This window comes from Salinibacter grassmerensis (assembly GCF_947077765.1).
GTDB lineage: Bacteria > Bacteroidota > Rhodothermia > Rhodothermales > Salinibacteraceae > Salinibacter > Salinibacter grassmerensis.
The window spans coordinates 108070-118855 of sequence record NZ_CAMTTF010000008.1 but is presented as its reverse complement, the minus strand read 5'-3'; the positions used below and the strand labels follow the sequence as shown (position 1 = coordinate 118855).

The 10786-nt window shown below is 64.6% G+C and carries 10 protein-coding genes; 2 read left to right on the top strand and 8 right to left on the bottom strand.

What is annotated here, in order from left to right; genetic code table 11:
• The 7 genes from OJB03_RS14255 to OJB03_RS14225 all read right to left on the bottom strand — a co-directional run.
• Positions 1–422, bottom strand: a 422-nt coding sequence (locus OJB03_RS14255) for a DMT family transporter (protein ID WP_263788622.1), incomplete at its 3' end; no start/stop codon positions are given.
• Between the two features lie 24 nt (positions 423–446).
• Entirely contained in the window at positions 447–872 is a 426-nt protein-coding gene (locus OJB03_RS14250; protein ID WP_263788620.1) for a DUF4293 domain-containing protein, read from the bottom strand.
• Positions 873–893: 21 nt separating this feature from the next.
• A complete protein-coding gene (locus OJB03_RS14245; RefSeq protein WP_263788619.1) occupies positions 894–1916 on the bottom strand; it encodes an isocitrate/isopropylmalate dehydrogenase family protein in 1023 nt (340 codons plus the stop codon).
• A 150-nt stretch (positions 1917–2066) separates the two neighbouring features.
• The gene (locus OJB03_RS14240; protein ID WP_263788618.1) at positions 2067–2528 is read right to left on the bottom strand and encodes an ExbD/TolR family protein; all 462 of its coding nucleotides are present in this window, start codon (positions 2526–2528) and stop codon (positions 2067–2069) included.
• 63 nt (positions 2529–2591) lie between these two features.
• Positions 2592–3200 (bottom strand): ExbD/TolR family protein, encoded by a 609-nt coding sequence (locus tag OJB03_RS14235; RefSeq protein WP_263788617.1) that lies wholly within the window; start codon positions 3198–3200, stop codon positions 2592–2594.
• A 53-nt stretch (positions 3201–3253) separates the two neighbouring features.
• Positions 3254–3535 (bottom strand): hypothetical protein, encoded by a 282-nt coding sequence (locus OJB03_RS14230; RefSeq protein ID WP_263788616.1) that lies wholly within the window; start codon positions 3533–3535, stop codon positions 3254–3256.
• A 102-nt stretch (positions 3536–3637) separates the two neighbouring features.
• Positions 3638–4384: a MotA/TolQ/ExbB proton channel family protein gene (locus tag OJB03_RS14225; protein WP_013062145.1), complete on the bottom strand. Its 747-nt coding sequence runs from the start codon at positions 4382–4384 to the stop codon at positions 3638–3640.
• A gap of 588 nt (positions 4385–4972) precedes the next feature.
• On the opposite strand from OJB03_RS14225, the gene OJB03_RS14220 reads away from it, so the two are divergent.
• A complete protein-coding gene (locus OJB03_RS14220) occupies positions 4973–6649 on the top strand; it encodes a helix-hairpin-helix domain-containing protein (RefSeq protein WP_263788615.1) in 1677 nt (558 codons plus the stop codon).
• 38 nt (positions 6650–6687) lie between these two features.
• Positions 6688–8655: a penicillin acylase family protein gene (locus tag OJB03_RS14215; RefSeq protein WP_263788613.1), complete on the top strand. Its 1968-nt coding sequence runs from the start codon at positions 6688–6690 to the stop codon at positions 8653–8655.
• Positions 8656–8683: 28 nt separating this feature from the next.
• Here OJB03_RS14215 and acs read toward each other — a convergent pair whose 3' ends face one another.
• A complete protein-coding gene (acs, locus tag OJB03_RS14210) occupies positions 8684–10675 on the bottom strand; it encodes an acetate--CoA ligase (RefSeq protein ID WP_263788611.1) in 1992 nt (663 codons plus the stop codon).
• Positions 10676–10786: the final 111 nt, after the last annotated feature.

The following is a 10786-nucleotide window of genomic DNA, read 5'->3' as shown; positions in this document are numbered from 1 at the left end:
CACCCGATCAGCCCCGCCCCCCCGACCGCAATTCCGATGGCAAGGACGGTCCCGCGGCGCAGTCGCTCCCCCAGAAATACATAGCCGAGAGCGGCCAGGATGATGGGGCTCGTGGTAACCAACACCGACGCGCTGGCCACCGTCGTGTGGTACAGCGACTCAATCCAGGCGATGAAGTGCAGTCCCAGAAAGACGCCGGCCACCCCCGTCAGCGTCACGTCTCGACGCGTCAGGCGCCGGAGTTCTGTCCCGGCCTGGACCGCCGCGACCGGAATCAGCACGGCCGCCGCCGTTACGGTCCGCCACACCGCGATTGCCAGGCCCGGCACGTCGCCCGCCCATCGCACCAGAATAGGCGCAAAGGCAAAGCTGAGGACGCCGAGGCTCAGGACGACGTAGATCCGGCGAGGCCAATCGGACATGAGGGGGGCGTGGAGATGCCGCAGCTACCGGATCCGGTCCATCGACTCCACCAATTCAATGTCGTTCTCGATCCCCCGGCGCGCCAGCCGGAACAGGGCATACGCGATGATGGGAAGAAGCAGCACGATCGTGCGGCTCCACAAAATGCCCGTCGGATCGGTGAACGTGAGGGTGCCGGTCGTGTACAGCCCGCCGTACAGCACCCCTGCAAGCGCGAGGGTGAGCAACTGTAGCCCATACACGACCGTTCGCTGCGTCTTTCGCCGCTCATAGAGGAAAATGGCCCCCAGCGCAGTTCCGGCGGTGCCCACGAGCAGCCCGATGACCGACGGGACAAACCAGGCGTACCGCTGTGCAGCGGGGTCGCTCCAGGGCACCTCGAACAGGCCCATGGCCGCCAGTGCGAGGACGCCAAGAAGCAGGTAGACGGTCTGGATGCGTTGGATCATGTAGATCAGGTCGGCAATCAGTTACGCTTCAACTTTACTCGCCACTCGGTCCGAGAGGACATCCGCAAACTCGGATGTCGAGGCGTCCCCACCCACATCCTGCGTCAGCGTATCGCCATCCCGGTACATGGCAAAGAGGGACTGTTCGATCGCCGTGGCCGCTTCGTCCTCTCCAATGTGCTGGAGCATCATCGCGGCCGTCCGGGTCATCGCCGTGGGGTTTGCCACGTTCTGGCCCGCAATGTCCGGCGCGCTCCCGTGGACCGCCTCGAAGACCGCCAGGTCGTCCCCAATATTTGCCCCGGGCGTCACGCCCAGCCCCCCGACGAGTCCGGCCGTCAGGTCACTTAGAATGTCGCCGAAGAGATTCGTCGACACGATGCAGTCGTAGTTCTCCGGGTTGGTGACGAGCTGCATGCACAGGTTGTCGATGATGCTGTCCTGGAACTCAATGTCCGGGTACTCCGCCGCTATGTCCCGGCCGATGTCCAGGAAGAGGCCCGAGGTTTTCTTAAGGATATTGGCCTTGTGGGCGAGCGTCACGTGCTCGCGGCCGTGGGCCTGGGCGTACTCGAAGCAGAACCGGATGATGCGTTCGGCCCCGCGCTTGGTCACCCGGGCAATCGAGTCCGCAATGTCGAGCCGCTCGTCGTAGTACTCAATACCGGAGTAGAGGCCCTCCGTGTTTTCGCGGAAGATAATCAGGTCAACATCGTCGAAGGGCGTGTCCAGGCCCTCCAGGCTCGTGGCGGGCCGGACGTTCGAATACAGATCCAGGCGCTGGCGGAGCTGGACGTTCACGCTCGTAAACCCCTGTCCCACCGGCGTCGTCACGGGGCCTTTGAGGGCGGCACCGTGCTCTTGAATGGAGTCGACGATGTCGGGCGGCAGTGCGGGGCGTCCCCGCTCGACCGCATTCGCTCCAATGACGCGGTGCCGGTCCCAGTCGATGTCGACACCGGCGGCCTCAATGACTTGGAGGGTCGCCTCGGTAACTTCGGGGCCGATGCCGTCGCCGGGGAGCAGGGTGAGTTGATGGGCCATAGATGGTGGTGTGGTTGGGGGTCAGTGGGAAAAGCGTACGTGGGTCTAGTCGCCCTGCGCTCCTCAGCGAAGAAGCCGCCAAAGACAGGCCGGGGCAAACAAAAAAGCCCTGCCGGGAGGCAGAGCTTTTTGGATCGAGGGCGCGAATCATCAGGACGGAGGAGGCCCCTCGCGATTGGACGAGTAATTGATACGGAGGGCATTCGCCTCGCGGAGTTCCTGCTGCACCTCATTGATAATCTCCATCTCGGACTCCTGGTCGACCTTGAGCGACACAATCAGCTGCGGCTGCTCCTGCAGCTTGTTGTACATAATCTGTCGGATGGTGCGGCGGTTCTCAATAAGGGCATCGTCGATCTGGATCGCGGTGTCGCCCTGATTTTCGCCCCGCTTGAGCGGGCCAATGTGCACCTTCGAGATGAGCCGCTTCTGGTCGATCTTCGTCAAGGCTTCCGCCTGCGGAAGTTGTGTACGGACCTTGATGTCCGTCTCTCGAAGCACCGTCGCCACCATAAAGAAGATCAGCAGCATGAAGACGATGTCCGGGAGCGAAGCGGTCGTAAACTCCGGCTCCGTGCTTGAACTTCCCCGTTGAAACTTCTGCGACGCCATGAGAAGGAGGTATCAGTGAGCAAAAACGTGTAGTCGGAAGCCCTCGTGCAGGAGGCAAGGCTCCTACTCGCCGGAGTCGGGCTCGGCAATCGAAATTTGAGCACCAAAGGTGTCCCGAATCTGGTTATCCTCGTCCGGACCGAGCTGGTTGTAGTATTCCCGGTAGCTGGAATAGGTCTGCTCGAGTCCCGCCGATCCGCCGTCCGGGCCCGGAAGCCGGTTGGTCCGGGCAATTTGGTCCCAGATCTCGCGGTACGACATCCACACCTCATCTAGAACCTCGATATACGTGTTGTAGGGCGTCGCGGCGTCGGTCTTGATCGAGATCACCGCGTCGTCCGGGCTTACGGACAGGCTCGCGTCTTGTCCGTAGTTCAGCACGTGGGTCTTGACGCGGTCACGGATCTCGGACACCCGGGCCCGCTCTTCGTCGACCAGCACGTCCCCCGAGGCGTTGACCAGCACGTTCATAAGGTTGCGCTCCTTCACCGGAGGAGGCTCCTGCTCTGGTTTCAGCTTCGGCGGCAGGGTCATGCCGATTCCGGTGTCGACGTTAATCGTCGTGGTCACCAGGAAGAAAATGAGGAGCAGGAAGGCAATGTCCGCCATTCCCGCGGTCGGGATTGACGCTTCTTCTCGGTCGCTGCGCCGCTTCTCCAGCAGTCCAGGCATAATTTGAGGTCACTACCGGTGGACAATTCAGTGCGTTGTCGAGGACGGGACGGCTACATCATGAAAAGCTTGCGTAGGCCCGTTAACAAGAGGCTCAAGGCAGCCAAGGCAAACATGGCGACAAGGGTGTATATGCCCGCCTGGACCCACGTCTCCATCGTAGACCCGAGGATCGCAATCAGGACCCCAGGAATCGCGATGATGGCGATGCTGAGGGGCTGCACCTTGCCGTACACGAGGCTACGGAGGCCGAAGATGCCCATTCCCAACAGGCTGAGCCCGGCAAGGGCAATGGCCGCCCAGATGGCAATGGGAAGAATGGCATTCTGACTCATAAAGGGGGTGTCAGTCTATCGTCGGAAAAAGAGAGAAGAGGACCGGGGAAGCGCCCCCCTGCGCCCCCCAGTCCGGCGGCGCGCAGGGACCCACCCGCTTCCCTACTCTTCTCGTTCGCCAACACTCTCCGGAATTGACTTCTCAGCCGTGGCGGACTCGCCCCGCTCCAGGGCCACGAGTGCGTCGACCAGTTCGATGGAGGCGTCTTCCATCTCGGCCACCAGCCGGTCGATCTTCGACACGGCGTAGTTGTAGAAGAACTGCAGGATGACCGCCACGATAAGCCCGAAGGCGGTCGTCAGGAGAGCAATCTTGATTCCTCCGGCCACCAGCCGCGGGGAAATGTCTCCGGCCTGCTCGATCGAGTCGAAGGCTTCGATCATTCCGATGACGGTTCCGAGGAAGCCGAGCATCGGGGCAACGCTAATGAAGAGCGAAAGCCAAACGAGTCCCCGCTCGAGGAAGCTCATCTCGATGGACCCGTAGGAGACGACCGCCTCCTCTACAGCGTCGATGCCCTCGTCGGCCCGGAGCAGTCCAGCCTGGAAGACAGACGCGACGGGGCCTCGCGTGCTGGCGCACTCCTCCTCAGCCGCCGGAATTCCGCCCTCATCAAGGGCCTCCTTCACGCGCTGCAGGAACGCCTGCGTGTTGATGTCGGCACGGTTCAGCGAAATGATGCGCTCAAATGAGATCGCGAGCCCAATAATAAGGCAAATGAGAACGGGCCACATCCACTCGCCCCCCTCGTTGAAGCGTTCAACGAGGGCGTTGATGGCACCGCTTCCACCGGACTGTTGGGGCAACAGGAGCAGAAGGTGAACCGACAGCTTGTCCAGGATGACCATAAGTGGCTAGTGCTCAGTCGAGTCTATTGGAGGGTGAAATTCAGGGGTGAGGGGGTACGAGACTGGGGTCAAGCCCAGTTGGGCCAGCCGGAACGGCCCTCAGCGCTACGTGCCAGCAGGTGGAAGGTCCGCAGAAACAGTCTCACACAAACAAAATGGCCGTGCACGCGCAAGCAGATCCGTAGGCTCTGCTTCACAATTACCTAGTATACACAGCCCAGAAGAGGTTGTCAAAAGACGGAATTGTCGAATTCATTCGTACTCGGGGTTTTCGCATTCGCTTTCTGTGAACGGCGCGGGAAGAATACACCCAAGCAGGGTTATCGATAGCACACGTCTTGCTTTGGAGCGCCCGGCAAAGTCCGCTGATCCCCAAATGACCCGACCGTCCAGGGTTCCTCCACACTTCCCCATATGCCTGCCGTAAACATACCATCAACAATTCTTCAGCAGTCCCACGACCTCGGCCCAACTGCACCGGTCCGTACCTCATGACTCTTTCAGGTCCGTACTGGAATCAATTCGGCGGGCCGGCATGTTGCGGAAGTGTTCTTTTCAGCGCTATCTCTCTCCGAGCCACATACGCCCATGAGCAACGACGAGGTTGCCCAGATTTTGCAGGAAACGGCCGACCTACTCGAACTCACGGGCGGGAACCCGCACCGGGCCCGGGCCTTCTCTCGGGCCGCCCGGTCGCTGCAGGACCTTGATGCCCCCGCCGCCGACTGTCTCCGGGACGACACCCTCGTCGAGGTATCGGGGATTGGGGATGGAATGGCCGACCACATCGCCGAGGTTGTCCACGGGGGCTCATTCACCCTCCGGGACGAACTGCGAAGTGCCGTTCCCCCGGGTCTCATGGACGTCTTGCAGGTGAACGGACTCGGGACGAAACGAACCCGCCGGCTCTGGACGGAGCTCAATATTGAATCGCTCGATGAGCTCGAGCACGCCGCGGAGACCGACCGCATCGCGAGCCTCGACGGCTTCGGCGCCAAGACACAACAGAACATTCTGGAGAACGTGCGCCAGCTCCGGCGCTATGAAGCGCAGTGGCGTCTCGCCGACGCCTGGACGGCAACCCACTCCTTTCTTCAGTCGCTCCGCGCTCTCGACGCAGTCGACCGGGCCGAACCCACCGGTGCCCTTCGGCGCCGCACCGAAACCGTGGAGCGGGCCGATGTCCTCGTGTCCACGGACACCGCACCGTCGGTTACAGACTGGCTCGACCCACACCTCGATGACGCTACCTCCGAGGACGCGGTGGTGACGGGCCACCTGGACGAGGGACTGCCCGTCGCAGTACACCTCACGTCATCGGACGAATTTGGAACGGCCTGGTGGCGCACCACCGGAACCCCCGATCACTGCGCTGCGCTGACCGAACACGCCAGCTCCCCGGCCAAACACACCGACGAGAAGGCCCTCTACCAGGCCGCCGGAGTGGCGTTCGTGCCGCCGGCCCTCCGCGAAGGCCACGGGGAAGTGCAGGCGGCGGCCGGCGACGACCTGCCGGAGCTTCTCACGACGGAGGCCCTCGACGGCTGTCTCCACAACCACTCGACCTACAGCGACGGCGCACACACGCTCCGCGAGATGGCGGTAGCGGCGCGGGACCGCGGCTACTCGTACTTTGGCATTTGCGACCACAGCCAGTCGCTCCGCATTGCCGACGGCCTGTCGCCCGAGGAGGTCCGCGACCAACGCGACGCGGTGGGCCGGCTGAACGACGAACTTGCGGACGACGAGACGCCCTTCCGCATTTTCCACGGCATCGAGAGCGACATTCTTCGAGACGGGTCACTCGACTACGAACAACAGATCCTCGAGGCCTTCGATTTCGTGGTGGGAAGCGTCCACACTGGCTTCAGCATGACGGAGGAGGAGGCCACCGAGCGCCTTGTCCGGGCCGTCGGCAACCCGCACACCCGCATCCTCGGCCACCCGACAGGCCGCCTCCTCCTCGGCCGGGAGGGCTACCCCATCGACCACGAACGTGTGATCGAGGCGTGCGCCGAGCACAACGTGGCGCTGGAGTTGAACGCCAACCCACACCGGCTCGACCTCGACTGGCGGTGGGTTCGACACGCCACCGATCAGGGGGTTCTGATCTCAATCAACCCGGATGCCCACGCGACCTCGGAGCTCGACTACGTGAAGTGGGGCGTGGCTGTGGGGCGGAAGGGCTGGCTGACGCCCGACCAGTGTCTCAACGCGAAGTCCCTGGATGCCTTTGTGCAGTGGCTCAATGACACTCGATCGTAGGGCCCGCTGCTCGTTTCCACTTCCCATTCTCCAAGATCGTGTCCCGACGCCTCTACCTTGGGCTGACGGGGGTCCTGGCTGCTGCCGCCGGGGTCGTCCTGTGGTGGACCCTCAGCGGGCCTGTCACCGCCCCTCCAGCCGAGCACTCAATCGACGGCCTCCGCGACACCACGACGGTCGGCTGGACGAGCCGGCACACCGCAACGATTGAGGCCACCGACGCCGCCGACGCGCTCACGGCGCTGGGCTACGTGCACGGCATGAAACGGGCCTGGACCCTGACGGTGTGGCGGTACACGGCCCTCGGCACACTCTCCACTGCGTTCGGCGGCGACCTCGTGTCCATCGACCGACACGCGCGTCGGCTCGGCTTCGCGCACCATGCGCGCCGGGCGTACGATCGGCTCGACGCCACGACTCAAGAGCGCCTTCAGGCATACGCCCGCGGCCTGAACGCAGCCCTCCAGTCCGACCGCGTGCACCAGCGGGGCCCATTTCTGCGCTTTAACCTCACCCCCGAGCGCTGGGCTCCTTGGCACTCGTTGGCCATCGAACGGCTGGTGGCCTGGACGAGCACCGCCCCCACTCCGAAGAGCGCCCTCTCTGGCTCCGGCCTCGCCAACTTTCGCACCGCCGATCGTCAGCTCCGGCGCTGGCTCCGCCTGCATGGACGCTCGCGCAGTGTAGCGTGGGCCGCACGCGGGTCGGGCGACACAACCCAGACGGCGCTCTTTGCTAAGCACGTACTGGGGGCCACGGCCGATCCGGTGGTGCAGGAGGTCGCCATCCGGCGCCCCGGCGCCCCCCCTACAGTCACGGCCTCCCTCCCGGGCGCTCCACTCTTTCCCACCGGCCGCGCGGAGGGCCAACGATGGACCTACCTGCTCCACAGCGATGCTGAGCTTGCCCCCGTCAACGTCGACTCCACAGAAGCCCGCGTCCGCCACGAACGTATCGCGCCGTCCCAGGGGGATGAGCAGTTGGTCGAGATTCGGCGGTACGGAAACGGGGTTCGCGTCGGCACGATGCGCCCCGATTCGGCCTGGGTATTGGAGTGGTCTGGCCTCCGTGCCCGGACCGATCTTTCACGGTGGCTCACCACGGCCAACTTGAGTGCGGAGCGTGACGCTACGCCTTCCGACTTCCATCTCGTGGCGGGAGAAGGGCTGCGGGTGGACTCGGCGGGCGCCTGGACGGTTGAGGGCCAGCCGCCCGTGGTCGATCGCGGCCCCACCTCCATCCTTGTCGGTCGGTCCGACTGGGCCGCCCACCAGGCCGACGGGCTCCGGGCACAGGCCCGAACGGGCCCCGTTGCCCCGGCTCGGTGGAGCACGAGCGACTCGAGCACCTGGGCGGCCGCCCTCCTTCCGGCCCTCGTGCCCGACTTGGCTTCGCTCGACGATCCCGACTCCACGACCGTCGACGCCCGCTCGTACCTGCGCAACTGGGATGCCGTCTACGACCCGGCCAGTATCGGGGCGGTTGTGTTTGAGGAGTGGCTGCGCGCCTATCAACGCGAGATTGGCCGCCGCCCGACCCCGGCCGATTCAGCCTTTTTCGCGGGGCCGCGCCGACGCCGGGCATTTCGCACAGCCGTCGACTCGCTCACTCGTCGCTACGGCACCGACGTGCGGCGGTGGCGGTGGGAGCGCGCCGTCCCGGGGCGTCGCTTCTTTCCCGTGTGGGCGGCCGACAGCCTCGTCACGGAAGACCTGTCTGACCTGAGCAGCACGCGGTTTGCGCCGCTAAACCGCCCCGGCCGGGGACACGCCTCCAGCCTGTCGGGCGGCGCGGCGCGGACCGACCCGCTCCCCCTTGGGCCCGCCCCGACGCACTGGGACGGCTGGATGCAGGGCCCCCGCGGCGATCTCACGGTGCGACGCCTGCGCTTTGACCCCTCGGGCTTCTTCGCCCGGTCCCTTCGATCCCACGACCGTCCGCCCCCCGCCTCGGTTCAGCGGGCCTCGGTCACAAACACGACCCGGCTCGTTCCGTCGGCGCCGTAGTTTGTGTGGGACGCGAGAGAGTTGGCGTCTACGCCTCTTGAACCTGCCGGCGGATTTCGTTGGGGACGCTCGGGTCGCGGAGGGTCGTGGTGTCGCCGAGGTCCTTGCCGTTGGAGATGTTCTCGAGGAGACGACGCATGATTTTGCCGGAGCGCGTCTTGGGCAGGTCCCCGACGAAGATAACGTTCCCCGGGCGGGCGAAGGCTCCGATCTCTTTCTCAATCGCGGCGACGATGTCCTGCCGCAACTCGTCGGACGCCGCGACCCCGTCGCGAGGCGTCACGTACACGTCGGGCACATTCCCCTTCTGGTCGTCCTGTCGCGCGGCCACTGCGGCCTCGGCCACCTCGGACACCTGGGCCACGGCCGACTCCAGCTCCATGGTGCCGAGTCGATGCCCGGCCACGTTCATCACGTCGTCGAGGCGCCCCAGGACACGGAAGTAGCCGTCCTGGGCGTGGACGGCCCCGTCGCCGGCCTCGTAGACCCAGTCGCGCCAGTCGTCGGAGTCGACGTCCGAGAAGCGGCGCCAGTACTCGTTGATGAAGCGCTGGTCGTCGCCGTACACGGTCTGCAGCATGCCGGGCCAGGGGCGCTCGATTACCAGGTTGCCCGCCTGCCCACTCGCGGCCTCTACGGGATCGCCATTGTTGTCGTAGATGGCCGGCTGGATGCCCGGGCACGGATAGCCGGCCGAGCCGGGCTTCATGTCCTGCAGGGCCGGCAGGTTGGTAATGAGGTGCCCCCCCGTCTCCGTCTGCCACCACGTGTCGACAATGACGGCGTCCTCGTTCCCGATGTGCTCGTAGTACCAGAGCCACGCCTCAGGCTGGATCGGCTCCCCGACCGTCGTCATGTGGCGGAAGTTGAAGTCGTACGCCGCCGGGTGCTCCTTGCCCCACTTCATGTACATCCGTACCGCCGTGGGGGAGGTATGGAAGATGTCGACATCATAGCGCTCGGCAATCTCCCAGGTGACGCCCTTGTGCGGGTGATCGGGGGCGCCCTCCCGCATCACGCTCGTCGTCCCCAGCGCGAGCGGGCCATACACGATGTAGGAGTGGCCGGTAATCCATCCGATGTCGGCGGCACACCAGTATGTGTCTTCCGGCTCAATGTCGAGCACGTACTTCGAGGTGCCCGCCACGTAGCTGAGGTACCCTCCGGTCCGGTGCTGGGCCCCCTTCGGCTCGCCGGTGGTGCCGGACGTGTACATCAAGAAAAGAATATCTTCGGCGTCCCGGGACACCGGCTCAACCCGCGCTCGCTCGTTGTTGGCAAGGAGTTCGGACACGAGAATGTCACGGCCCTCCTCCAGATCGGCGTCGGGGTGGAGGTCGCCCTCGTGGCGCTCCCACACCAGCACCGTGTCAATATCGGTGTCCGCCTCCTCCACTGCGGTGTCGGCCTTTTCCTTGTGGTGCAGGAACTCGCCCCGCCGGTAGTAGCCATCGATCGTGACGATTACGTCGGAGTCGGCGTCGGTGGCCCGCTGGGCGAGGGCACTAGCCGAGAAGCCGCCGAAGACGACCGAGTGCGGCGCGCCAATTCGGGCGCAGGCAAGCATGGTGATGGGAAGCGCGGGCACCATCGGGAGATGGAGCGTGACCACGTCGTCCTCCTGCACGCCCACGTCGCGGAGGGAGGCCGCCATCTTGTTGACCTCGCGGTAAAGGTCCCGGTACGTCAGCGTGCGCTGCGTGCCGTCCTCGCCCTCCCAGATGAAGGCCGCCTGGTTGGGCCGCTCGTGGAGATGACGGTCCACGCAGTTGAAGCAGGCGTTCAGCTCACCGCCCGCGAACCACTCGAAGAAGGGCGGGTCGGATCCGTCGAAGACCTCGTCCCAGCGGTTGTGCCAGTCCAGAAGGTCGGCGTACTCCTCGAATCCCTCCGGAAAGTCGTCGAACCGATCATAGACCGCCGGGTCCGACACGTTGGCCTGTCCCACGAACGCGGAGGGGGGCCGGAGATACTCTTGGTCGGAGAGTCGGGCTTCGAGAGCGGCGTCTGCGTCGGCCATGACGTGCAGGTGTTTCATGTACGGGATGGTGAGCGGGACAAGGGCACCCCTGTTTGGAAGGGCTTCGATCTTTAGACTGCCCCTGCTTCCCACGGGAGATACTTTAGGGAT

Coding starts and splice junctions, on each gene's coding strand:
- OJB03_RS14225 (WP_013062145.1), bottom strand. CDS start 4,384: ATGGTCATCCTGGACAAGCTGTCGGTTCACCTTCTGCTCCTGTTGCCC.
- OJB03_RS14220 (WP_263788615.1), top strand. CDS start 4,973: ATGAGCAACGACGAGGTTGCCCAGATTTTGCAGGAAACGGCCGACCTA.
- OJB03_RS14240 (WP_263788618.1), bottom strand. CDS start 2,528: ATGGCGTCGCAGAAGTTTCAACGGGGAAGTTCAAGCACGGAGCCGGAG.
- OJB03_RS14230 (WP_263788616.1), bottom strand. CDS start 3,535: ATGAGTCAGAATGCCATTCTTCCCATTGCCATCTGGGCGGCCATTGCC.
- acs (WP_263788611.1), bottom strand. CDS start 10,675: ATGGCCGACGCAGACGCCGCTCTCGAAGCCCGACTCTCCGACCAAGAG.
- OJB03_RS14235 (WP_263788617.1), bottom strand. CDS start 3,200: ATGCCTGGACTGCTGGAGAAGCGGCGCAGCGACCGAGAAGAAGCGTCA.
- OJB03_RS14250 (WP_263788620.1), bottom strand. CDS start 872: ATGATCCAACGCATCCAGACCGTCTACCTGCTTCTTGGCGTCCTCGCA.
- OJB03_RS14245 (WP_263788619.1), bottom strand. CDS start 1,916: ATGGCCCATCAACTCACCCTGCTCCCCGGCGACGGCATCGGCCCCGAA.